19 protein-coding genes are annotated in these 24,321 nt (G+C 64.2%); 8 read left to right on the top strand and 11 right to left on the bottom strand.

The window, feature by feature from the left end:
• Positions 1 to 23 precede the first annotated feature (23 nt).
• Entirely contained in the window at positions 24 to 2,108 is a 2,085-nt protein-coding gene (locus GGR61_RS17740) for a S46 family peptidase (protein WP_184623067.1), read from the bottom strand.
• Positions 2,109 to 2,354: 246 nt separating this feature from the next.
• Positions 2,355 to 4,436, bottom strand: coding sequence for a phospholipase C, phosphocholine-specific (locus tag GGR61_RS17735; protein ID WP_184623027.1), 2,082 nt, complete (start codon positions 4,434 to 4,436; stop codon positions 2,355 to 2,357).
• 102 nt (positions 4,437 to 4,538) lie between these two features.
• Here GGR61_RS17735 and GGR61_RS17730 point away from each other — a divergent pair, with 102 nt between their 5' ends.
• Together GGR61_RS17730 and tdh are read left to right on the top strand one after the other, a co-directional pair.
• Positions 4,539 to 6,968: a TonB-dependent receptor gene (locus GGR61_RS17730; protein WP_184623025.1), complete on the top strand. Its 2,430-nt coding sequence runs from the start codon at positions 4,539 to 4,541 to the stop codon at positions 6,966 to 6,968.
• 523 nt (positions 6,969 to 7,491) lie between these two features.
• Positions 7,492 to 8,526: an L-threonine 3-dehydrogenase gene (tdh, locus tag GGR61_RS17725; protein WP_184406881.1), complete on the top strand. Its 1,035-nt coding sequence runs from the start codon at positions 7,492 to 7,494 to the stop codon at positions 8,524 to 8,526.
• 686 nt (positions 8,527 to 9,212) lie between these two features.
• On the opposite strand, the gene GGR61_RS17720 is transcribed toward tdh, so the two are convergent.
• From GGR61_RS17720 to GGR61_RS17700, 5 genes are all read right to left on the bottom strand, one after another.
• Positions 9,213 to 9,929, bottom strand: a complete 717-nt coding sequence (locus GGR61_RS17720; protein ID WP_184406880.1) for a TorF family putative porin — start codon at positions 9,927 to 9,929, stop codon at positions 9,213 to 9,215.
• A 307-nt stretch (positions 9,930 to 10,236) separates the two neighbouring features.
• Positions 10,237 to 11,268 carry a sulfate/molybdate ABC transporter ATP-binding protein gene (locus GGR61_RS17715; protein ID WP_184623024.1) on the bottom strand — a complete coding sequence of 344 codons (1,032 nt, stop codon included), beginning with the start codon at positions 11,266 to 11,268 and terminating at the stop codon, positions 10,237 to 10,239.
• A 7-nt stretch (positions 11,269 to 11,275) separates the two neighbouring features.
• The gene (cysW, locus tag GGR61_RS17710; protein ID WP_184623022.1) at positions 11,276 to 12,229 is read right to left on the bottom strand and encodes a sulfate ABC transporter permease subunit CysW; all 954 of its coding nucleotides are present in this window, start codon (positions 12,227 to 12,229) and stop codon (positions 11,276 to 11,278) included.
• Positions 12,226 to 13,086: a sulfate ABC transporter permease subunit CysT gene (gene cysT / locus GGR61_RS17705; RefSeq protein WP_184623020.1), complete on the bottom strand. Its 861-nt coding sequence runs from the start codon at positions 13,084 to 13,086 to the stop codon at positions 12,226 to 12,228. Before cysT ends, cysW begins: the two co-directional genes overlap by 4 nt.
• A gap of 3 nt (positions 13,087 to 13,089) precedes the next feature.
• Positions 13,090 to 14,064, bottom strand: coding sequence for a sulfate ABC transporter substrate-binding protein (locus GGR61_RS17700; protein ID WP_184407027.1), 975 nt, complete (start codon positions 14,062 to 14,064; stop codon positions 13,090 to 13,092).
• A 232-nt stretch (positions 14,065 to 14,296) separates the two neighbouring features.
• Between GGR61_RS17700 and kbl the strand changes: the two genes are divergently transcribed.
• Complete coding sequence (kbl, locus tag GGR61_RS17695) at positions 14,297 to 15,505, top strand: glycine C-acetyltransferase (protein ID WP_184623018.1); 1,209 nt, start codon at positions 14,297 to 14,299, stop codon at positions 15,503 to 15,505.
• Positions 15,506 to 15,507: 2 nt separating this feature from the next.
• Positions 15,508 to 15,897 carry an HNH endonuclease gene (locus GGR61_RS17690; RefSeq protein ID WP_184623017.1) on the top strand — a complete coding sequence of 130 codons (390 nt, stop codon included), beginning with the start codon at positions 15,508 to 15,510 and terminating at the stop codon, positions 15,895 to 15,897.
• On the opposite strand, the gene GGR61_RS17685 is transcribed toward GGR61_RS17690, so the two are convergent.
• The 4 genes from GGR61_RS17685 to GGR61_RS17670 all read right to left on the bottom strand — a co-directional run bounded on the left by GGR61_RS17685 (position 15,851) and on the right by GGR61_RS17670 (position 18,701).
• The gene (locus tag GGR61_RS17685; protein ID WP_184623015.1) at positions 15,851 to 16,714 is read right to left on the bottom strand and encodes a pseudouridine synthase; all 864 of its coding nucleotides are present in this window, start codon (positions 16,712 to 16,714) and stop codon (positions 15,851 to 15,853) included. The genes GGR61_RS17690 and GGR61_RS17685 overlap by 47 nt on opposite strands.
• A 19-nt stretch (positions 16,715 to 16,733) precedes the next feature.
• On the bottom strand, positions 16,734 to 17,252 hold the full coding sequence (locus GGR61_RS17680) for a hypothetical protein (RefSeq protein WP_184406873.1): 519 nt from the start codon (positions 17,250 to 17,252) through the stop codon (positions 16,734 to 16,736).
• Between the two features lie 190 nt (positions 17,253 to 17,442).
• Positions 17,443 to 18,540 carry an OmpA family protein gene (locus tag GGR61_RS17675; RefSeq protein WP_104532906.1) on the bottom strand — a complete coding sequence of 366 codons (1,098 nt, stop codon included), beginning with the start codon at positions 18,538 to 18,540 and terminating at the stop codon, positions 17,443 to 17,445.
• Positions 18,537 to 18,701 (bottom strand): hypothetical protein, encoded by a 165-nt coding sequence (locus tag GGR61_RS17670; protein ID WP_184406872.1) that lies wholly within the window; start codon positions 18,699 to 18,701, stop codon positions 18,537 to 18,539. The genes GGR61_RS17675 and GGR61_RS17670 overlap by 4 nt, the downstream gene beginning before the upstream one ends.
• A gap of 254 nt (positions 18,702 to 18,955) precedes the next feature.
• Here GGR61_RS17670 and GGR61_RS17665 point away from each other — a divergent pair, with 254 nt between their 5' ends.
• The 4 genes from GGR61_RS17665 to GGR61_RS17650 all read left to right on the top strand — a co-directional run bounded on the left by GGR61_RS17665 (position 18,956) and on the right by GGR61_RS17650 (position 24,012).
• Positions 18,956 to 19,978, top strand: a complete 1,023-nt coding sequence (locus GGR61_RS17665; protein ID WP_184406871.1) for a zinc-binding alcohol dehydrogenase family protein — start codon at positions 18,956 to 18,958, stop codon at positions 19,976 to 19,978.
• A 178-nt stretch (positions 19,979 to 20,156) separates the two neighbouring features.
• Positions 20,157 to 22,196 carry an NADPH-dependent 2,4-dienoyl-CoA reductase gene (locus tag GGR61_RS17660; RefSeq protein WP_184623013.1) on the top strand — a complete coding sequence of 680 codons (2,040 nt, stop codon included), beginning with the start codon at positions 20,157 to 20,159 and terminating at the stop codon, positions 22,194 to 22,196.
• A 327-nt stretch (positions 22,197 to 22,523) separates the two neighbouring features.
• Positions 22,524 to 22,799, top strand: a complete 276-nt coding sequence (locus GGR61_RS17655) for a hypothetical protein (protein WP_184623011.1) — start codon at positions 22,524 to 22,526, stop codon at positions 22,797 to 22,799.
• Positions 22,800 to 23,550: 751 nt separating this feature from the next.
• Positions 23,551 to 24,012 carry a cell wall hydrolase gene (locus GGR61_RS17650; protein ID WP_184406869.1) on the top strand — a complete coding sequence of 154 codons (462 nt, stop codon included), beginning with the start codon at positions 23,551 to 23,553 and terminating at the stop codon, positions 24,010 to 24,012.
• Positions 24,013 to 24,321 lie beyond the last annotated feature (309 nt).

The raw sequence follows: 24,321 nt of genomic DNA, 5'->3' as shown, positions 1-24,321 counted from the left end.
GCCCCCCGTGCCGGCCGCCTGCGTCAGCGCACGCCGAGTTCCTTCAACAGCTGCGGCGCCGGTGCCACTTCGGACATGATCCAGCGCAGATAGCGGCTGTCTACGGCGATCATGCGGGTCATCGCCGGATCGAAGATCCAGTTGCTGCTCACCGACTCCCAGTTGCCGTCGAAGGCCAGGCCGACCAGCCTGCCCTGCGCGTCCATCACCGGCGAGCCGGAGTTGCCGCCGGTGATGTCCAGGTCAGACAGGAAGTTGACCGGCACCGAGCCCAGGCGCTTGTCGTCGAGGCCAGCATAGCGCTTGGCCTTGACCGCATCCAACAGGGCCTTTGGCGAATCGAACGGATCGGCGCCGGTTTCTTTCGCTGCCACGCCTTCCAGCGTGGTGAACGGGGTGTACGCCACGCCATCCTTGGGGGTGTAGCCCTTGACGTTGCCGAAGGTGATGCGCAGCGACAGGTTGGCGTCCGGATACACCGCCTCGCCCTTGCTCTTCTTGTAGTCGGCCAGGGCCTGCAGATACACCGGCCGCGCCTTGAGCTGCTCGCCGGTCTGCTGCTTGTCGTCGCGTTCGATCTGCAACAGCGACGGGGTCACCGCCACGGCGTACTGGATCGCCGGATCGGTGCTGGCCTCGAACGCGGCGCGATCGGCCGTGAGCCATTTCAAACGTGCGTCGGTGCTGCCCAGCGTGGTGGCATCGAGCTTGCCCAACGCCGCCTGCACGGCGGCCGCGTCGTTGCCGCCCAGCCATTGGTCCAGCGCTGCAACGCGCTGGTTGGCCGGCAGCTTCAGATACTGACCGAGCCAGTACTGCTGAAGTTGACGATCCATCGCCGGCACATAGCGACGTTCCATCTGCTTCATCGCCCCCTCGATGGCCGGCAGGTCGCGGTCCTGGTACCCGGATTCGCGTTGCGCATTGGGCTTGGCGCGTTCCAGCGCCAACCGGTACAGCGTCACCGCCGCACCCACCGTGCCGGTGTTGTCGAACTGACGCAGCACCATATCGCGCTGCTGGGTGGCCTGGGCGCGCTTGACCAGCGTGACCAGCGTGTCATGCGCCTTGAGCGCTTCGCGCCCGGACGCGCCCTGGCGTTTGAGCCAGGCCAGCACCGCGGCTTCGTCGGCCTGCTTGGTGGCCTGCGCATCGATGCGCTTGAAGCCTTCCAGTTGCCCGTCGAAGTTCTTTGCGGAGTTATTGAGACCGGCAACGGTGCTTGCGTACTTCACCTGGATGTCGGGGTTCTGCTTGCCGGCCTGTTCGATCAGGCCGATCACGTCCTTGTAGTACTGGCCGACCACCGGATAGGTCCAGGTGGCGGTGTTGTTGAATTCGGCTACCAGCGCATAGCGGTTGGTGCGGCCCGGATAGCCGGCCACCATCACAAAGTCGCCCGCGTCCAGCGGTTGGTCGGCAACCTTCAGGAAGTGCTTGGGCTGATAAGGCACGTTGTCCTTGGCATAGGCGGCCGGCTTGCCGTCCTTGCCCACGTAGGCACGGTAGAAGGAAAAATCGCCGGTATGGCGCGGCCACATCCAGTTGTCGATATCGCCACCGAACTTGCCCACGCTGCCTGGCGGCGCATAGGCCAGGCGCACGTCCTTGATTTCCAGGTTCTTGAACAAGCGGTAGGTGTTGCCGCCGGCAAAGCTGAAGAACTGGCAGCGATAGCCTGGTTGCGCCTCGCAGGCGGCGATCTGCTGCTTGCTGAAATCCTCCAGGGCCAGGGTGCGCTTGAGCGGATCCTCACCGGCCGTCGCCATCGCCGCCTTGGCCGGCGCGGTCACGTCGGTGATGGCATCGAGCACGTAGATACGCGCGTTGGGCCCGGCGCTGAGTTCGTCGGCAGGTCTGGCGGCGGTGAAGCCGTCCTTGATCAGATTCTTCTGCGCGGTGGAATTGAGCTGGATCGCACCGTAGGCGCAATGGTGATTGGTCACCACCAGGCCTTGCGGCGAAACGAAGCTGGCGGTGCAGCCGCCCAGCGCGACCACCGCACCCATCGGATCGCCGGTCAGGTCGGCCAGTTGTTGCGGCGACAGGCGCAGGCCGGCCTGCTTCAATGGCCCGGCAATATCGGGCAATTGCTGCGGCACCCACATCCCTTCGGCTGCCTGCGCGGAAGAGGCGACTGCCAAGGAGGACAGCAGGGAAATGACAAGCAGGTTCGGACGCATCGCACAGCCCCGGATTCGTGAGCGTTACAGTGTAACCCTCGCACCTGCGACTGCTCCCATGACTAACGGCAGGGTCGACGCCTCACTCCAGGACGCTTGCCGATGCGTTCGCCCCCCGTATTTCCGGGTAGCGAGGGTGGCATCCGCAAGGCGGGTGATCGGACGATCCGCTCAGGCGCGCCCGAACGCCGGGTCGCTACGGCTGGGCTTGCCGGTTTCCAGATGCCCGGCCAGACGTCGGCGGAATGCCGCACCCGGCTGCTCGACGACAAGGTCGTACCAATGGTCGCTTGCCGCAAGCGACAGCCGGATGGTCTCGCGCTGACCCGCGCCCACCTGCAGCGTTCGCGCCACCGGGCTCGCATAGTCCAGCGCGCGCAGTTGCAGCGTGCAGGCCTGCTGGCCGGCATTGCCGATCTCCAGCACCAGCATGTCGCCGTCCTGCCGCGCTTCCAACCACGGCGCTGCCGATGGCGTACCGGCGACAGCAAGTGCGCCAGCGAATTCGCGCAGAAAGCCATTCGGTCCATGCACGCTCAGCGCATACGCACCGTTGTGCGCAGCGCCGAGCGGCACATCGTCGAGCTGGGTGCCTGGCAACACGGTGTAGTACCACGGGCCACCGCTTGCAGCGCTGGTGTAGACGTTGAACGCAGCCGCAGCGGCGCCACTGTTGACGAACTGCAACTGCACGCCGCGCTCGTCCTGTACGCGTGCGTGCACCTGCAAGGCATAGGGCAGCGCACGCGCGGGCCGTTGCCCGGGTTCCTGCCGCGGCATGACGGCCTTCGTCGGCGGCACCGGGATCGGTTTGTCGCGCACGGCTGCGGTGCGCGCGCGATAGTCGTCGATCGTCGGCAACGCGCTCACTGCGGAATCGTCCGGGTTGCGGAAATCGAACACGCTGGTCAGATCGCCACTCACCGCGCGACGCCATGGGCTGATGTTCGGTTCGGCCACACCGAAACGACGCTCCAGCAAGCGCAGTACCGAGGTGTGATCGAACACCTGCGAATTGACCCAGCCACCGCGCGTCCACGGCGAGATCACCAGCATCGGCACGCGAATGCCCAGGCCCATCGGAACGCCTTCATAGACTTCGCCACGCGTATCGACGTTGCTACGCCCCATCCGCGCGTCCAGCGCCGGCAAGGGCGCCGGCACGTGATCGAAGAAGCCATCGTTCTCGTCGTAGTTGATGATCAGCGCGGTCTTCGCCCACACCTGCGGATTGGCGGTGAGCACATCGATCAAACGCGCCACCAGCGATTCGCCGTATGCCGGCGGCGCTTCCGGGTGTTCGCAATACGCGGTCGGCGGAATGATCCACGACACCTGCGGCAAGCGATTGGCCTGCACATCGGCGGCGATGGCGGCGACCAGATGATCGGCCTGCGTGGTGGCGGCATTGTCCGCAGTGGAACCGGGCACGCATGCACGGGCGCGCCGATAGCGTTCGTCGCCGGGTTGCAGATCACGATAGTGCGAAAAATAGGCCAGCGAGTTGCAGCCGAAGTTGTCGTATTCCTGATAGACGCGCCAATCCACGCCTGCAGCCTGCAGGCGCTGTGCGTAGGTGGTCCAGTCCATTGCCGCATAACCGGGCTTGTCGCGCGCCATGTCGGCGGTCCAGTTGCCGTCGTCGGCATTGGTCACCGCTTGCGCGCCGACATTGCCCACGCTCGGGCCGCTGGTGCCGGTGAACAGATACATGCGATTGGGATTGGTCGGCCCGTGCAACGAACAGAAATAGCCGTCGCAAATGGTGAACGCATCGGCGAGTGCGTGGTAGTACGGAATGTCGTTGCGCTGGAAATACCCCATCGTCAACTCGCCCTTGTACGGCACCCAGGCGTCGTATTCGCCCCACCGGGCAGGATCCTGCCCGTGACCGGCTTTCCAGGAATGATCCAGGCTCTTGATCAACGGCGCGCAGGTGTTTTGCGAATCGAAGGCGAACGGCAGCAGGCGACGACCATCCGCCGCCGGCTGGCTCCACACCGGATGGCCGTCGCGCAGCTGCAACGGACGCGGATCGCCAAACCCACGCACGCCACGCAGCGCACCGAAGTAGTGATCGAAGGAGCGGTTTTCCTGCATCAGGATCACCACGTGTTCGATGTCGCGCAGCGTGCCGGTGCGCGAATTGGCAGGTAGCGCGAGTGCGCGGCCGATCGAGGACGGCAAGGCGCCTGCAGCGGTGAGCGCGGCGACGCGCTTGAGAAAGTCACGGCGCGAGGAGGAAGACGTCATAAATGCAGGTCCTGCCAATACGGATACGACGCCGCACGTGGCGGCTGGACACGACACGTATAGCGGGCAAGCACGACAGTTTTGCGACAGCCGTGGTCATCAATGTTTCATACGTCGTTGACACCCTGCGTCGCGAAACGCCGGTGTTTCACCGTGCGTCCGATCTCAGCCGTGCCCGCACAGGACTCCCCCATGACTTCCGCTCGTCGCTTTCATGTCACACCGCTGGCGCTCGCCCTGGCAGCGCTGCTTCCGGGCGTTGCGTACGCCATCACACCGGTTGCCGACCCAGTCGCAGACACACCGGCAGCCGATACATCCGCAGCCGTGGCCGGTGCCGCCAACAACGCCACCCAGCTGGATGCGATCAACGTGGTGTCGCAAGGCAGCACGCGGCAGGTGCAGCGCATCAGCCGGCAGGACATCGAGCAGCTGGCACCGGGCAGCAGCGCCTTCAAGGCGGTGGAAAAACTGCCGGGCGTGCAGTTCCAATCGGCCGACCCGTTCGGCACCTACGAATGGTCCGCACAGGTGACCCTGCACGGCTTCGATCAGAGCCGCCTGGGTTACACGCTCGACGGGATCCCGCTCGGCAACATGAGCTACGGCGTCACCAACGGCCTGCATATCACCCGCGCCATCATTTCGGAAAACCTCGGTTCGGTGGAGATCGCGCAAGGCGCCGGTGCGCTCGGTACTGCGTCCAACACCAACCTCGGCGGCACGATGCAGTTCTATTCGGCCGATCCGCAATCCACGCCGGGCCTGCGGCTGGTGCAGACGGTCGGCAGCGATGCGACGCGTCGCACCTTCGTGCGTGGCGACACCGGCGATCGCAATGGCTTGTCGGCGTATCTGTCCTATGCCAACGCCAGTACCGACAAGTGGAAAGGCTTCGGCGACCAGCAGTCCGAGCAGGCCAACCTCAAGACCGTGTACCAGTGGGGCGACGGCAATCGCCTGAGCCTGTTCGTGGATACCTCGCGGCGCAAGGAATACGACTATATGGATCTGTCGTTGACCAGCCAGCGCGTGCTGGGCTGGGACTACGACTATCTGCAGCCGGATTGGGCCACCGCCGTGCAGATGGCGCGCGCCTACCAGACCACCGGCGCGACCAGTGGCGTGGCCAACGGCTATCCGCAATCGCTGGCCGGGCTGCCCAGCGATTACAGCTGGCTCGATGCCAGCTACTACGCCGGCGGCGGTCTGCGCCGCGACAATCTGGCCGGTTTGTCGGGCACGTTCGTGTTCGGCGATGCAACGCTCGACGCCACCGGCTATTACCATGGCAATCGTGGCGAAGGTCAGTGGGTGACGCCGTATGTGCCGACGTCTGCGCAGGTGCCGGTGTCGATGCGCACCACCGACTACGGCCTGGATCGTTTCGGCGGCACCAGCGCGCTGAAATGGTCGTGGGGCAACCATGATCTGGAAGCCGGTGTCTGGGGAGAAAACGCACGTACCACGCAGGAGCGCAACTATTTCGCACTCGGTGCCGACGGGTACACCTCGTTGTACAACGTGTACGCAGCGCAGACCCCGTTCCGTCGCGATTTCCTGCAGCGCTACACCACCCAGACCCGCATGCTGTATCTGCAGGACACCGTGCGTCTGCTCGACGACCGCCTGACGCTGAACTACGGCGCAAAGGCGCTCAGCACCACCACACGCGCACAGTCGCTGGTGCCGACCAACTCGCTGGCGCAGGGCCGCATCCGCGCCGAAGACAACTTCCTGCCGCAGGTCGGCGTGAACTACAAGCTGGACGAGCGCCAGGACCTCTATGCGTCCTACAGCAAGAACATCGCCGCGTTCGGCTTCACCCCGTTCGGCACCTCGCAGGCCGCCTTCGACCGTAGCCGCTCCACGCTGGAGCCGGAAGAATCGCAGACCGTGCAGGTGGGCTATCGCGTGCAGGACGCGCAATTCCAGCTCTCGGCCGACGCCTACTTCACCAAGTTCTCCAACCGCCTGCTGACCACCTCGCCGTGCAGCGCGGTGCAGACCTGTGCGGCAATCCTGAGCAACGTCGGCGCCGTCCACAGCGCCGGTGCCGACCTGGCCCTGATGTGGCGCCCGACCGAAGGTCTGAGCTGGTTGAACTCGCTGTCGTGGAACCGCTCGCGCTATCAGGACGATTACCTCAACAACGGCGTGGTCGCGACATCCGGTAAGGACGTTGTGGGCATCCCGGCGTTGATGTTCTCCTCCAGCGCCAGCTACCAGATCGGCAACCTGCGCCTGGATCTGGACGGCAAATACGTCGACAAGCGCTACATCAGCTTCCTCAACGATTCGCAGGTACCCTCGTACTGGCTGTTCAATGCAGGTGCGCGCTACGACTTCGGCCGTGTCGGCGGCGTGGCCGATGTGGCGTTGGCCCTCAACATCACCAACCTCACCGACAAGCGCTATTTCGCCAGCACCGGCACCAACGGTTATGTCGCCTCCGACCCGGATGGCTACAACCAGACGATGGTGGTCGGCGCACCGCGCCAGTACTTCATGAGTCTGGACGTGAAGTTTTAAGCAGCTCTGCACCACTTGAAGCGCCCTCATCCGGCGCTACGCGCCACCTTCTCCCGCGTGCGGGAGAAGGTGCATGCCGACGGTGCCCCGACGCCTCAAGCCGGTCCGCCGATTCCCTTCCCAGCCTTCATGCTTGCTCGGCGCATCCGCATCCCGGCTTTACCTGCTTCCTGTCTCCCTGCCTTCCTGCGTTTCCTTTCTGCCTTCCCTGCGTGGTGGCCTCCTTGCGTGGTGGCCTCCTTACGTGGTGGCCTCCTTGCGTAGTTGCTTCCCTAGCTTGTTGGCTTGCCTGTTTCTCGACGTCCCTGCCCTTCCCCCGCCTGCGGGGGAAGGTGCCCGAAGGGCGGATGGGGGCACCCGCCCGGCAACAGACGCATGCTGTCTGCCAAGCAACCCAGCGCCACCGTCGCCCCCACCCGGACTGCAAGCACCAGCGCAGACCATGGTTCTTGCACCGCCACGTGGCAGCCACCTCGCCCCGCATATAATTGGCGCCTTACTTTCCACTCAGCAGGCCCGCCAGATGGCGCAGACAATGAAGGCGCTGGTCAAGCGCGAAGCGAACAAAGGCATCTGGCTGGAACAGGTTCCCGTGCCCGCGCCCGGCCCCAACGAGGTATTGATCAAGCTGGAAAAGACCGCAATTTGCGGTACCGACCTGCACATCTACCTGTGGGACGAGTGGAGCCAGCGCACCATCAAGCCCGGCCTGACCATCGGCCATGAGTTCGTCGGCCGCGTGGCCGAGCTCGGTTCTGCGGTGACTGGCTACCAGGTCGGTCAACGCGTCTCTGCCGAAGGCCACATCGTCTGCGGGCATTGCCGCAACTGCCGCGGTGGCCGCCCGCACCTGTGCCCCAACACGGTCGGCATCGGCGTCAACGTCAACGGCGCATTCGCCGAGTACATGGTGATGCCGGCATCCAACCTGTGGCCGATCCCCGACCAGATCCCGTCCGAGCTGGCCGCGTTCTTCGACCCATACGGCAACGCCGCGCATTGCGCGCTGGAATTCGATGTGATCGGCGAAGACGTGCTGATCACCGGCGCCGGCCCGATCGGCATCATTGCCGCCGGCATCTGCAAGCACATCGGTGCGCGCAACGTGGTGGTCACCGACGTCAACGATTTCCGCCTCAAGCTGGCCGCCGACATGGGCGCAACCCGTGTGGTCAACGTCTCCAAGACCTCGCTCAAGGACGTCATGGCCGACCTGCACATGGAAGGCTTCGACGTCGGCCTGGAAATGAGCGGCAACCCGCGCGCCTTCAACGACATGCTCGATTGCATGTATCACGGCGGCAAGATCGCCATGCTCGGCATCATGCCGCGCGGTGCCGGCTGCGACTGGGACAAGATCATCTTCAAGGGCCTCACCGTGCAGGGCATCTACGGCCGCAAGATGTACGAGACCTGGTACAAGATGACGCAACTGGTGTTGTCAGGCTTTCCGTTGCACAAGGTGCTGACCCATCAGATGCCGATCGACGATTTCCAGAAAGGCTTCGACCTGATGGAAGAAGGCAAGGCCGGCAAGGTCGTGTTGAGCTGGAACTGATCGGCGCATACGCTTCAACGCAAAAGGCGCCGCTCGGCGCCTTTTGCATGTCCATCTTCAGAAATGCCGACAAACGCGGCAAGCACTCCTGGTGCGGACGGAGCACTTCAGGAAACGCATGGTCTGCGAGGATGCAGAAAGGCTCTCAATGGGTCGAGGGCGCGATGCCCTCAGCGCTCGCGGGACACGCCGCAAGTACGTCCTTGCAGGCTAGATGGCGGTATCCATGCCGCCAACGTTCCCGCAAGCGGCGAGGACATCAGATAGGTTTGGTGACCGCGTAAGAAAGCGCTTCTGGCTCGACCTATAGTGGATGTTGAGCCTGTGCATCATGGTCGAACAGCCCGCATCGCGCACTGCTTGCACCATGCCCACCGACCATCTCCGATGGCCCTTGTCCGCCCACCGTCGCGGGACCTTATGCGGCATGGATGCCGCATAAGAGCCTAAAAGGACGTACTTGCGGCGTGTCCTGCGATGGTGGGCGGGCAAGGGCCCTGCAGCCAAGCAGCAGATCAACCGCTCGACAAGCGATCCATCCGCACGATGCAATCATTCAAAGACAAACCAATCGAGATTTAGAGCCCTAACGTCGTCCAGATATAAGGCGAACAATCCGAGCATCGATTCTTCCCGCCCCACCACTACACAACCAGGGCGTCAGAACCACTGCTCAGGCGCTGCACTCACGGCCAAGTGACCGTGGCAGTGGCCACCAGATGGTTCTGCGAATTCTGCCGCCCGAAACCGAATTCGGCCGCCTTGCTGGTGTCGTAATAGCCCACGCTCAAGCCCAGCGGGCCGAACGCCTTGCCAACGTTCACGCCGAAATCGTTGTAGTCGTGATCCACCTGGCTGAGCGACGAGGTGTAGATGCTGTGCCCCGCATGCGCGCCGAACGTGAAGTCGTACGGCAACGACCAGTTGGCATCCACTGCGTAGTAGTAGCCGTCGGTATCGGAGCCGTACAAGTCGTTGGTGTAGGCGATGGTGACGCTATAGGTCTTCAGAAACGTGGTCTTGGTGATCAGTTCTGCGTAATTGGAGGCGCCCGCTCCCAGGTATTGGTAGCGATTGAGCAGCACATCGACATTCCAGTTGCTGCCCAGGTCGGTGTTGTAGCCGACAAAGCCGTCCACTTCCCAATCCGGGTCGCCGGCGCCGTAGTCCACATTGGAGGTCCAGGTGCCGAAATACAGGCCCAACGGCGTCTTATAGGTCAGCCCGGCCTGGAAGGCAGGCGCTTCATTGGTCTGCGAGATGCCGCGAAACAGATAGTCGCTGGTGACCGCGAAGGTGCCACTGAACGGCGACGCGGGCACGTCTTCATCCTGCGCCTGTGCCAACGGCACCACACTGAGCATCAGCAACGACAGGCAACACGCGAGCGAGGACGGCTTCATGGACATCTCCTGAAACAAGGGACGATTGGATATGCGATGCAGTACCGCACTGACGTTATTAGTCCAACCGTCATTGCAGTGCAACATAAAAGTCGGGTTCGCTTGACCCAGCGCACAACCTGGAGCGCCGATGGCGTTGATCTGGGTGCTATCTCATCGACCGATAACACAGCATCTTGATGCATCCCCCCCGGAATTGGCGGGGGATTAGGGACTGGTGACAGCCAAGGCGCACGGCGCATGCAGTGCGATTCGCTGTTCCTGTTTCCTCACCCCGCGCGCAAGACCAGACGCAGCCGGCGCTGCATCACGCCGGAAACACCCCGTACTGCCGCGCGGCCAGGCGCAATTGCTGCCCTGGCTGAAAGCTGCCCGCCGAGGCCGGCAGCTCCACTTCCACTTCGTTGCCTGCAGGCTCCAAGGTTGCGCGCAGGCGCAGGCGCGCACCGCTGCGCTGCGACCATGCCACCGTGGCCGGCCAGCCGGCATCGTCCGGCACCAGATCTTCCGGTCGCACATAGACCTCGACCGGGCCGGCCGCCAGCGCGGAGTCCGACGCTGGCAACGCATGCCCGGCGACCTGGATCTGCCCCTGCGCCAGCACGCCGGGAAGACGGTTTACCGCACCCACGAACGAATACACGAAGGGCGAGGCCGGCTTGTCGTAGATCATTGCCGGCGTATCGAGCTGCTCGATGCGCCCACGATTGAGGATCGCCACGCGGTCGGCCAGTTCCAGCGCCTCTTCCTGATCGTGGGTCACGAACACCGTGGTCAGACCAGTGCGTTCGTGCAACTCGCGCAACCAGCGGCGCAGGTCACGGCGCACCTGCGCGTCCAGCGCGCCGAAGGGTTCGTCCAGCAGCAGCACGCGCGGCTCGATCGCCAGCGCACGCGCCAGCGCCACACGTTGCCGTTGGCCACCGGACAACTGGGTCGGATAGCGCTGTTCCAGGCCCTGCAACTGCACCAGCGACAGCAATTCTTCCACCCGCGCGCGAATACGCGCTTCGGCCCAGCGCTGCTTGCCACGCCGCACCCGCAAGCCGAAGGCGATGTTCTCGAACACGTCCATATGCTTGAACAGCGCGTAGTGCTGAAACACGAAGCCGACCCGGCGCGATTGCACGCTCATGCGGGTGGCATCTTCGTCGCCGAACAGCACCTGCCCGCCATCGGCGTGCTCCAGACCGGCCATGATCCGCAGCAGGGTGGTCTTGCCCGAGCCGGACGGCCCCAGCAACGCCAGCAACTCGCCCTGGCGCACGTCCAGGGTGATGTCGTCCAGCGCGGTGAACGTCTCGAACTGCTTGCGCAGGCGGTGGATGCGGATGCCCATGTTCACCTCAGTGTCGGTGGTTGGCGGCGAGCGAATCGCCGTGCCGCCATTCCAGATACGTCTTCAGCGCCAGCGTCAGCAGCGCGGTCAATGCCAGCAGCGACGCGCACGCGAATGCGGCGCTGTAGGCGTATTCGTTGTAGAGAATTTCCACATGCAGCGGCAGCGTATTGGTGCGCCCACGGATATGCCCGGACACCACCGACACCGCACCGAACTCGCCCATCGCGCGGGCCGCGCACAGCAACACGCCGTACATCAGCCCCCAACGGATATTGGGCAGGGTCACCCGCCAGAACATCTGCCACCCGCTCGCACCCAGACTCAATGCGGCCAGTTCCTCGTCGCTGCCTTGCTGCTCCATCAGCGGCATCAGCTCGCGCGCGATGAACGGGAAAGTGACGAAGGTCGTCGCCAGCACGATGCCGGGCAACGCAAACACGATGCGCGGCAGCTGGATCAGCATGTCGCCAAAAAACGGCAACTGCACGCGCCAACCGTCGTCGATCAACGGCCACGCCCAACCGCCGCGACCGAAGATCAGCACGAAGATCAAACCCGCCACCACCGGCGACACCGAGAACGGCAGGTCGATCAGACTGACCAGCAACCGCTTGCCGGGAAACCGATGTTTGCTCACCGCCCACGCCGCCGCCACGCCGAACACCAGATTCAACGGCAGCACGATGGCGGTCACGATCAGGGTCAGCTTGATCGCCGACAACGCATCCGGGTCGACGATCGCGCGCAGGAAGGTGTCCCAACCGCCGCGCAGCGCTTCGGCAAACACCAGCACCAGCGGCAACAGCAGGAACGCCAGCAGGAATACCAGGGCGCCCAGGATCATCAACCATTGCACCCAACGCGGCTCGTTGGTGGCCGACTCGGTGATGCGGCGGGCCCGATCTGACACGACGCGCGAGGGCAGCACCGAAGGCGATGACGAACCGGCATCGTTCATGCGGGTTTCCGTTGATAGCGCAGCAGGCGCGCCTGCAATGTGTTGACCACCAGCAGGATCACGAACGACAGCAGCAGCATGGCCGCGGCAATTGCAGTGGCGCCGGCATAGTCGAATTCTTCCAGCCGGATGGTGATCAGCAGCGGCGCGATCTCGGTGGCATTGGGCAGGTTGCCGGCGATGAAGATCACCGAGCCGTACTCACCCACGCCGCGCGCAAACGCCAGCGCGAACCCGGTCAGCACCGCAGGCCAGAGCGCCGGCAATACCACCCGCGTGACCGACTGCCAACGCGATGCACCCAGCGTGGCGGCCGCCTCTTCCAGCTCGCGTTCGCTCTCGGCCAACACCGGCTGCACCACCCGCACCACGAACGGCAGACCCACGAACACCAGCGCCAGCACGATACCCAATTGGGTGTAGGCCACCTTGATGCCGATCGCCTCCAGCCAGCGGCCGATCCAGCCATTGCCACCGTACAACGCGGTCAATGCGATGCCGGCCACCGCAGTCGGCAACGCGAACGGCAGGTCGATCACCGCATCGAACAATCGCTTGCCGGGAAAGCTGTAGCGCACGAACACCCAGGCCACCCAGGTGCCCATCACTGCATTGAACGCACCGGCCACGAACGCGGTGCCAAAGCTCACCCGCAGCGCCGACAGCACCCGCGGCTCGCTCCAGACCCGCCACAATCCGTCCCAACCCAGGCCGCTGGTCTTGACGAAGACGCCCAGCAACGGGATCAGCACGATCAATCCGAGCCAGGCCAGGGTAATGCCAAGACTCAAGCCCAGCCCTGGCATCACGCGTCGGCGCACTGGCCGCGCGGGATGAGGTGCAACCGACATCCGCATTGCCTACTTTTTTGCCTGGATCTGATCGAACATGCCGCCGTCGGCGAAGTGTTCCTGCTGCGCCTTGTCCCACGATCCGAACGCCTGTTCGATGGTCACCAGCTTGATCTGCGGAAAACGCGCCAGATCGGCGGGGTCGGCAAATTCCGGGTGACGCGGGCGATAGAAATGCTTGGCTGCCAGCTTCTGGCCTTCCGGTGCATACAGGTAGCGCAGGTAGTCTTCAGCCACCGCGCGCGTGCCGCGCTTGTCGACGTTCTTGTCGACCAGCGCCACCGACGGCTCGGCCAGGATCGACAATTTCGGCACCACGATTTCGAACTTGTCCTTGCCCAGCTCTTCGCGCGCCAGCAGCGCTTCGTTTTCCCAGGCCAGCAACACATCGCCAATCCCCCGCTGCACGAAGGTGGTGGTGGCGCCGCGCGCGCCGGTATCCAGCACCGGTACGTTGCGGAACAGGGCCTGCATATAGCGCACGATGCGCTCGTGGTCGCCCTTGAAGATATGGTCGGCATACGCCCACGCAGCCAGGTAGTTCCAGCGCGCGCCACCGGAGGTCTTGGGGTTGGGCGTCACCACTGCCACGCCCGAGCGCAGCAGGTCAGGCCAGTCGTGGATGTTCTTCGGGTTGCCCTTGCGCACCAGAAACACAATGGTCGAGGTGTACGGCGCGCTGTTGTCGGGCAGGCGCTTTTCCCAACCGCTGTCGATCAGTTTGGCCTTCTGCGCGATCGCATCCACGTCGTAGGCCAGCGCCAGGGTGACCACATCGGCTTCGATGCCGTCGATCACCGCGCGCGCCTGCTTGCCGGAACCGCCATGCGAGGTTTCCACCGTGACGGTGTCCTGCGGATGCTGCTGTTTCCAGTGCGCAGCGAAGGCGGCGTTGTAGTCGCGGTAGAACTCGCGGGTAGGGTCGTAACTCACGTTGAGCAGGCCGATGTCGCGTGCACCAGCCGGGCCGGCGAGCGCCAGCATTGCAGACAACAAGAGCGACACAAGACAGAAACGGGGGTGGGTCACAGCAATCTCCAGGCCGGTGGGGCGCAGCTGGTGGGGGGCCCAGCCGAACAGCAAGCATGCCATGCTGCGCAGCGGCACGCAGGCGGTGAAATGACATCAGGGCCAAGGCTTATGCTCATTTTGCATGACGTAGTGGTATGTCACCGTGATCGTTAACATTGTGCCTCTCCTTGCCACTGCGATCGCCATGACCAACGCACCTGCCGCGCTGACTGCCCACTACGCCGCCGAACTGGAGACCATCCAGGCCCAGGGCCTGTTCAAGTCCGAGCGCATCATCACCGGCCCGCAGTCGGCCCGGATCACCTTGGCCGACGGCCGCAGCGTGCTCAACTTCTGTGCCAACAACTACCTGGGCCTGGCCGACCATCCGGACATCATCCAGGCCGCCAAGGACGCGCTGGACACGCATGGTTTCGGCATGGCCTCGGTGCGCTTCATCTGCGGCACCCAGGATTTGCACAAGCAACTCGAGCGCACCATTGCCGAATTTTTCGGCACCGAAGACACCATCCTCTACGCTGCCTGCTTCGATGCCAACGGCGGTCTGTTCGAACCGCTGCTGGGCGAGCACGACGCGATCATTTCCGATGCGCTCAACCACGCATCGATCATCGACGGCGTGCGCCTGTGCAAGGCCAAGCGCTTCCGCTACGCCAACTGCGACATGGCCGACCTGGAGGCGCAGTTGCAGGCCGCCGATGCCGCCGGGTGCAAGACCAAGCTGATCACCAGCGACGGCGTGTTCTCGATGGACGGCTTCATCGCGCCGCTGGACGAGATCACCGCGCTGGCGCGCAAGTACAACGCGCTGGTGCATATCGACGAATGCCATGCCACCGGCTTTCTGGGCGCCACCGGCCGCGGCTCGGCCGAGGTCAAGGGCGTGCTGGACCAGATCGACATCATCACCGGCACCCTGGGCAAGGCAATGGGCGGCGCACTGGGCGGCTTCACCACCGCCAGGCGCGAGATCATCGAACTGCTGCGGCAGCGCTCGCGCCCGTACCTGTTTTCCAACTCGCTGCCGCCGCACGTGGTGGCTGCAGGCATCAAAGCGTTCGAGATGCTGGAAGCGGCCGGCGAGCTGCGCACGCAATTGGTCGAAAACACCCACTATTTCCGCGAGCGCATGACCGCCGCCGGCTTCGACCTCAAGCCCGGCGTGCATCCGATCAGCCCGGTGATGCTCTACGACGCGCCGCTGGCGCAGAAGTTCGCCGAGCGCTTGCTGGAAGAAGGTATCTACGCCATCGGCTTCTTCTTCCCGGTGGTGCCCAAGGGCCAGGCGCGCATTCGCACCCAGATCAGCGCCGCGCACACGCGCGAACATCTGGATCAGGCCATCGACGCCTTCATCAAGATCGGCCGCGAGCTCAAGGTCATTGACGCCTGAGCATGCGCACGGTGCTGCGCCAACGGCTGTTGCTGGCGGCGCACACCGATGCCCAAGCGCACTTGGTCGGCGGCCACTGGGAAACCCGTTGCCTGCATTGCCGTCGGCGTCTGCAGGTGCGCGCCGATGGCGAACCACTCGGGCACACCACGCTGGAACACGTGGTGCCGCAGGCTTGGTTCGGCCGCCGCGCTGCGACCGCGCTGTGTGCGCTGGTCGGCGACGACCCGAATGCGGCGCGCAACCTCGCCCTGGCCTGTGCCAGCTGCAATCACACCAAAGGCCGCCACCACGATGCCAACGGTGCCGGCAACACGCGTGCCGTTGAGGTCGTGAGCGCCCTGCTCAGCGCGCGTCTGGCACGGTGGCGGGAGCCGCAGTCAGCGCCTTGACTTCGGCCGGGCCTAGCATCCGCCACGCTCCCTTGCCCAACTCGCCCATCGCCAGCGCACCGATCGCCACCCGCACCAGGCGCAGCACACCGATGTCCAACCCCGCCAGCAGGCGACGGATCTGCCGATTGCGCCCCTCGTCCAGCACGATCTCCAGCCACGCATTGCGCTCGCCCTCGCGCAGCACGCTCACCCGCTTGGCGCGCAACAGCGCACCGGTGGTGCCATCCGGGTCGGGATCGATCACACCGGCCTGCAACTGTGCCAGCTGCGCAGCGCTCGGGCGGCAATCGATCTGCACGTGATAGGTCTTGTCCGGCCCGGTCGCGGGGTCGGTCACCGCCGCTGCCCATTGCGGATCGTTACTGAAAAGCAGCAGCCCCTCGCTGGCCTTGTCCAGCCGCCCGATCGGCGCGATCCACGGCAGGCCGGCGCCGTCGAAGCAGCGATACACCGTGTCCCTGCCCTGCTCGTCGCGCACCGTGGTGACCACGCCACGTGGCTTGTTGAGCATCAAATAGACCCGCGCAGGCCCGGCCAATGGCTGACCATCGACTGCGATCGCTTCGTGTTGATCGGCACGGATCGGAAATTCGGGGTCGCGCACCACCCGCGCCGCCACGCTGACCCGCCCATCGGCGATCCAGCGCGCCGCTTCGGTGCGCGAACACACGCCGAGCTTGGACAACACCCGCGCCAGGCCATGCCGTGGCGCGGCGGTTGCAGCCGGTCCTGCGGCGGACGCGCGGGACGCGCCTGCCGATGCCGGACCACGACTGCGCTGCCGGGACGTTGCCGGCGCAGGTCGCCGGGTCATCCCGTCCCGACCTGGCCGCTTACTTTTTTTCGACCGACTTGGCGTCGGCCGGCGGCGTTGCCGTTGCAGCCGGCGCCGGTGCGGCAGCGGCAGGCACCGGACGTGCCTTGACCACACGCACGCCGCGCGCCTTCATCCAGGCATCAAATTCTTCGGCGGTCATGCGCTTGCCGTTCTGGCTCATGTCAAAGCGCCACGGCGTGTTGTCGAACGCGGTGGTGGCCTTGTAGGCGGCCGGATCGTTCGGATTGACGGTGCCACCGGGCGGAATGACCTTGGCCAGGTCCTGGCAACCTTCAACGCGCAGACGCAGCAGCACGCGGTCCACCGATTGCTCGCTGGTGTAAGGCTGGGCGAGCACGCCGGTGGGCATGCCCAATTGCACGCTGCGGGTATAGAACTCGGCAGCCGCCGGTGCGATGGCGGTGGCGGGCAACGGCAGCGGCTGGGACACCGTGCTGCCGGCACAGTTCGGAGCGGCGTAGGCGGCGGGAATCAAGACGAGACAGAGCAATCCTGCCGTGGCGGTACGCAGCATCGGGTTCTTCCAGTATGAGGATGGTGTTGACGCGGCGAGTGTAGGCAGCGATGAACGCTGTTTCAACCGGAACCGTGTCCGGATGGCAACACAGACAGCATTGACGGCTGATCAGCCCGCTTGCCCTGGCCCTACAAAGACAAAACCCGGCACAAGGCCGGGTTTTGTATGAAGCAAGCTAGCGGCCCAATTAGTTCTGGACGTTCAGCTCGGTACGACGGTTCTTCGCACGGCCTTCCGGATTGTCGGAACCATCCGGGTTGGCGTTCGGAGCAATCGGACGGCTCTCGCCGTAGCCGATCGGGCCGACCAGGCGCGACGCGTCAACGCCGTTCTTGGTCAGGTAGTCGTACACGGTGGTCGCACGACGCTCGGACAGCTTCTGGTTGTACGCGTCGGTACCCTTCGAGTCGGTGTGACCGGCAACCTCGACCTTCAGGTCGGGGTAACGCTTCAGGATCTCGGTCGCTTCGCTCAGGATCGACACAGCGTCCGGACGCAGGGTCGACTTGTTGAAGTCGAAGTTCACGCCCTTCAGGTCGATCGAGACAGGAACCGGGCAGCCGTCCGGGCCGATGGTCTGGCCAGGCTGCGAAGCCGGGCACTTGTCGTCGCAGTTGTTGACGCCGTCACCGTCGTCATCCAGGTCTGCGCAGCTCGGGGCAACCGGAGCCGGAGCCGGCGGCGGAGCGGTCGACGGAGCCGGTCCCAACGGGATCACGACGCCGACCGAAGCCAGCACGTCGCCGAACCAGTCTTCCTGCGGAGCAGCAACGCTCTGGTCGTTGAAGTCAGCGCGGTAGGCCAACTCGGCACGCACGGCGACGCGCTTGTCGAAGGTGGTCTGCAGACCGACACCAGCCTTGGCGGCAAAGTTGCCGTCTTTCTGCTGGCCCGGCGAAACCGGGTTCGGGGTGGCGTCGAACTCTTCTTCCGAACGCTGATAGCCCAGACCGAACAGCAGGTAGGGGTTCCAGCCGCGGCCTTCCTGGATGAAGTGGCGACGCAGGTCGAACGAGATGCCGTACTGGCTCCAGTTCTGGTCCTGGTTGGCATCGAAGTTCGGGTTCTGATAGTTCAGCTCGCCGTCGATCGACCAGTTCGGGCTGACGAACTTGCCCAGACCCAAGGTGACGAACGGAGCATCATTGGTCAGACGATCGCTGTCCTGGAAGTTGAAGCCAGCGCTACCGGTCAGGTACCAACGGTCATCGAACTCCTGCGCGGAAGCAGCCTGGGCAACTGCCAGACCGCCGAGCAACGCGGCAGTGAGAATTTTCTTGTTCATTTATACAGCTCCTTCTTTGGGAGATAAAAACCGATAGAGGCGGTGTTCTTGGTAAAGATGCTCATCACATCCAGAGCCATCGGGGCGCAGATTAAGCCCGCTTCAGTGAAGATCGCGTTAACGGTCATATAACATGTGAAAGCAATCACCAGATCCGCCAAGCCCACACAATCCTACGTATACAGTTTTATGAAGGAAAGCGCTCATCGTTTGCATCGCGGTATCAGCACGGATGAACGGCAGCCCAATTGACCCAGGTGAATACGGTTCCGGATCGTCGGCAACGGGCGGCGGTTGTGTTGCGTGGCGACCACATTGGTGAACGCAGGAGCCTGTCCGAGCTGAATTGCACTGCCAGTGGTTGCGGGTGACGGCGCCACAACGCACCCTGAACTCCCCCACCCGGAGCGCTCAGATGAAAGCCGTCGCCATCACCCGCCACCTTCCCATCGACGATCCGGACGCCCTGTGCGACATGGAGCTCCCGGCGCCGGCAGCGCCATCGGGGTATGACTTATTGGTACGCGTCGAAGCGATTTCGGTGAATCCAGTGGACACGAAGGTCCGCGCGCCCAAGCCGCAGACGCTGGACGCGCCCAAGATCCTGGGCTACGACGCGGCCGGCGTGGTCGAAGCCATCGGCCCGGACGTCACCGCGTTCGTGGTCGGCGACGAGGTCTATTACGCCGGCGACATCGGACGACCGGGCAGCAACGCGCAGTATCAGTTGGTGGACGCGCGCATCGCCGGCTGCAAGCCGACTTCGCTGAGCTTCGCCCAGGCCGCAGCCCTGCCCTTGACCACGCTGACGGCATGGGAGCTGTTGTTCCAGCGCATGCCGTTTGCGTTCGACGGCGACCGCAATCGCGGCAGGCACCTGTTGATCATCGGCGGTGCCGGCGGCGTGGGGTCGATTGCGATCCAGCTGGCGCGGCATGCTGGTTTCACCGTGATCGCGACTGCCTCGCGGCCGGAAACCGTCGAGTGGGTGCGGCAGATGGGCGCACAGCATGTCATCGACCATCACCAGCCGCTGCACCCGCAGCTGCAGGCGCTGGGCATGCAGACGGTGGATGCGGCGCTCAACCTGGCCGACACCGATCGCTATTGGCAGCAGCTGGGCGAGATCCTGGCACCGCAAGGGCACGTGGGCCTGATCGTGGAACCGCGTGGCCCGCTGCCGATTGGCGACCCGTACAAGTCCAAGTGCATCGGCATCCATTGGGAGCTGATGTTCACGCGGTCTCGCTATGCGACCGACGACATGATCGAACAGCACCGCATCCTCAACCGCGCCGCCAGCCTGATCGATGCCGGCGAACTGCGCACCACACACACCGAGACGCTGTCGCCGATCAATGCGCAGCAACTGCGCGAGGCGCATCGGCGACTGGAAAGCGGCGGCACGATCGGCAAACTGGTCCTGGCTGGCTGGTAAGCCAACCGCGCTGGCTGGCTCCTTCAACGCAGTGGCGTGGGATAGGACCTACCAGGCCTGCGAAACAGTGCCCGACCTCGCCTGCCGGTGCCGCCGACACCGGCAGCATGTGTCAAGACTTGCCGACGAGCGCGTTTGCCTGCATCGTGCGCACTCCGTACGCCAGCGTATCCATGCTATGTCGCCCGCCACCGGCACGCCCGTCCCGCCCTACCCGCACCTGTTCGCCCCACTGGATCTCGGTTTCACGCAATTGCGCAATCGCGTCCTGATGGGGTCGATGCATACCGGTCTGGAAGACCGGGCGCGCGACTTCCCCAAACTGGCCGCGTATTTCGCCGAGCGCGCGGCCGGCGGTGTCGGCCTGATCGTCACCGGTGGTTTTTCCCCGAACGTGGTGGGCTGGCTCAAGCCCTTCGGCGGCAAGTTGTCGTGGCCGTGGGAAGTGCGCCCGCATCGCCAGGTCACGCAGGCAGTGCACGCGCACGGCGCCAAGATCTGCATGCAATTGCTGCATGCCGGGCGCTATGCCTATCACCCGCTGTCGGTGGCGCCTTCCAGGATCAAGGCACCGATCAACCCGTTCACCCCGCGTGCGTTGTCCACACGTGGCGTCGATCGGCAGATCGCCGCCTATGCACGCGCCGCACGGCTGGCGCGCGAGGCCGGCTACGACGGCGTGGAAGTGATGGGGTCGGAAGGCTATCTGATCAACGAATTCACCGCCGCACGCACCAACCGGCGCAACGATGCCTGGGGCGGCGATGCCGCAAAGCGCATGCGCTTTGCGGTGGAGATCGTGCAGCGGATCCGTGAAGCCTGCGGACCGGACTTCATCATCATCTACCGGCTGTCGCTGGTGGACCTGGTCGAAGGCGGCAACCAGTGGCAGGAGATCCTGGCGCAGGCGCAGGCGATCGAAGCGGCCGGGGCGACCATCATCAATTCCGGCATCGGCTGGCACGAGGCGCGCATCCCGACCATCGCCACCTCGGTGCCGCGCGCGGCGTTTGCCGGCGTCACCGCCAAACTCAAGCCGCACCTGCGCATCCCGGTGGTTGCGACCAACCGCATCAACATGCCGGACGTGGCCGAGCGCATCCTGGCCGATGGTGCGGCCGACATGGTGTCGCTGGCGCGCCCGTTGCTGGCCGACCCGCAGTGGACCAACAAGGCCCGCGCCGGCCAGTCGCAGGCCATCAATACGTGCATCGCCTGCAACCAGGCCTGCCTGGATCACGTGTTCGACAACAAGCTGGCCAGTTGCCTGGTCAATCCACGCGCAGCGCACGAAACCGAACTGATCTATGCACCGACCACCAATCCCAAGCGCATTGCGGTGGTCGGTGCCGGCCCCGCCGGCCTGGCCTGCGCGACGGTGGCGGCCGAGCGCGGCCACCGGGTCACCTTGTTCGATGCAAGCGATGCGATCGGCGGGCAATTCAATGTCGCCAAGCGCATCCCGGGCAAGGAAGAATTCAACGAGACCTTGCGCTATTACGGTCACCGTATCGAGGCCACCGGCGTGCAGTTGCGCTTGAACACACGCGTGCAGGCGGCGGATCTGAACGATTTCGACGAGATCGTGCTGGCCACCGGTATCGAGCCGCGCAAGGTCAACTTCCCGGGCGCCGATCACCCAATGGTCGTCAGCTACCTCGACGTGGTACTGGGCCGCCATGTGGCCGCAGACAAGGTGGCGATCATCGGCGCCGGCGGGATCGGCTTCGATGTCGGCGAATTTCTGGTGCACACCGGCGAGTCGCCATCGCTGGACCCTGCACGCTGGATGGCCGAATGGGGCGTGGACCCCAGCTTCGAAACCCGCGGCGCGCTGACCAAACCGCAGCCCGAGCACCCAGCCCGCCAGGTCTGGCTGCTGCAGCGCAGCCCCGGGAAACCCGGCGCGCGTCTAGGCAAGACCACTGGCTGGATCCATCGCGCCACGCTCAAGGCCAAGGGCGTCAAGATGCTCGGCGGCGTGGAATATCTGGGCGTGGACGATGCTGGCCTGCGCATCCGCGTGGAGGGCACCGAACAGTTGCTCGATGTCGGCACGGTGGTGATCTGCGCCGGGCAGGAACCACGCCGCGAGCTGCTTGCCGCGCTTCAGGCCACTGGCCAGCAGCCGCATCTGATCGGTGGTGCGGACGTCGCCGCCGAACTGGATGCCAAGCGCGCGATCGATCAGGCGTGTCGGTTGGCGGCGAGGTTGTAACGCGCCGCTGCGACGCCCTGATGGCGGCACCCGCCAGCGCTCACCGAGCGCGCATGCGCGCGCGAGGCGCCGGCAACCGTACGGTGACAAGCAGGCCGGCACAGCAGCGCGGCATCTCGATGCCTTGCTGGACACGCGCTGGTCTGGAGCGAGCAGTGCCCGCTAATGGGTCTGACCACACCATGCAGAGTCGCATCCGGGTCATGGCACAGGTTGCGCTCCACGACGGCATGCCCTGCGTTTTTACCTGCGCGCTGCAGCAGATTTGATTAAGCAGGGCGCAGATAGTCGATCCAGGCTTGTAATGCGCATGACCGCATTGCCGACATGGCCAGATACGTAGAGATTACGCACGAGCTCAACCCTGATTGCGCGGACACGCATCAATGCTCTCAGGGGAACGCTGCAACTTCATTGAACGCGAAAGCTTCCATCGCATCGACCCAAGACGTGCACTCCATCCGCACCTTTGATCCACACACGTACAAACTCAAACAGCTGAAAAACGTGCTGACGCACTTCGCAGCGAATGCTCGATGGCAACCGTCGAACATTGCGGACATTCCAACGATCGCGTTGAAATTTTACGATGCGGATGAGTGACGGCACCTACAACGTCGCATCTTCGATGGCGCCAACAGTCACCACGATCCACGCTGCAGCGAATATCCGATCCACTGATGCGCAATGGCCAACCAGCGCCGTTATGCAGCTCGAATGGCGACACCAATGCCTTGCACTCAACCGGATGCCACATCAATGCACGCCGAGCAAGCGTCGCACATCACTGCTAGAGCGCGATACGCCGTGGTGTAGGCCGCACAATAACTAGCCTGGGGCGCCGTGTGTATCACACGAGGTGGTGAGCAGTGCAGGAAAGACACCGCCGAACATCTGCGCTACCGCTGCTTTCAACGCATAGCGACCAGTGACGACGGCGTGTAATACGAATTGGCGTTGCATGCGCTAGCACTACACCTGACATCGACGCGGACATCACGCCTACGCTAGGCATTGCCCGCGATTTCTCGACACTGGAGTGCGTTACTGCAGTCGCCAAGGGCATGCGACGCATTCGAGACGATATTTACATCGTCGTCACCCGACGAAATACCAGACACCACTAGCAATCCCAGGCGAAACCGCACCTATTCAGCCGGGATTATGTGATGGCCGCCTACCTTGCGCCAACTTTTTGACCCACCTCATCCGGTGGGCGCCCCCGGTTAGAGCTTTCTTTCGCCGGAGCCCGGGCGACCCGTGACAGGTCGCCTCCCCATGACGCCAAGCCCTCTGCACTGGTACATCCACGTTGGATGCTCTGCGGATCGGCCCATACGGAGCAAGGAGTTTTATGAAATTGGCTTGGATACTTTGGCTGTCGCAATTATTGCCGCAGCCGGCTGCAGATTCGCTGTGCTTGAGTACCACCGTGTACCTGGAAGCACGCGACCAGACCTTGCGTGGCCAACAGGCGGTTGCGGAAGTTGCATTGCGTCGACTCGACAGTGGTTTGTGGGGCGACTCGATGTGTCAGGTCGTTACCGCACGCAAGCAGTTTGCCCCGACCATCGTATCGCCGGGGACCCAATTGAAGAACGACCAGGCCTGGAACAAGGCGTTGGATGTGGCACTGGCCGCAGAGCGCAACTGGGCGCTGCCGGTGGGTCAACGCAAGGAAATCGTGCCCGGCGCGAGTCACTTCGCCGCAAGCGCAATCGCAAGTCCGAGCTGGCGCAATGCCTACCAAGTGGCCACCATCGGCGACCACACGTTCTATCGCGTGCAGAAGCTGCGTCCGCGCACCGCATCGTAAGCGAGCGACGTGCGCGCCAGGCGCGCAACGTCCCTGCGCTTCTGCCGCATCGCCACTGCAACCAGCGCCCGCCTTCGACGATGAACGCATGATGCGTCGTGGATGCGGAGATCCTGCACCCACGCGCTGCGTGGGATCGCGCAGGCAATGCGAGGTGGCTGCCTCCAGGCATCTTGCTGCGGCGCGCTTGCACGTGGCTGCGCCCGCCGGGCTAAGAGCGGCTAACAAAACGACTTCGCGTCAGCCTACTGCAGGCCGGCTATCTGCGGCCTGGCTGCAGGGCCCTTGCCCGCCCAGCGTCGCGGGACA

Source organism: Xanthomonas sp. 3058 (assembly GCF_014199765.1).
In the GTDB taxonomy this organism is placed as follows: Bacteria; Pseudomonadota; Gammaproteobacteria; order Xanthomonadales; family Xanthomonadaceae; genus Xanthomonas; species Xanthomonas campestris_B.
The sequence above is the reverse complement of the archived record's forward strand: the minus strand, read 5'-3'. Positions and strand labels throughout refer to the sequence as shown.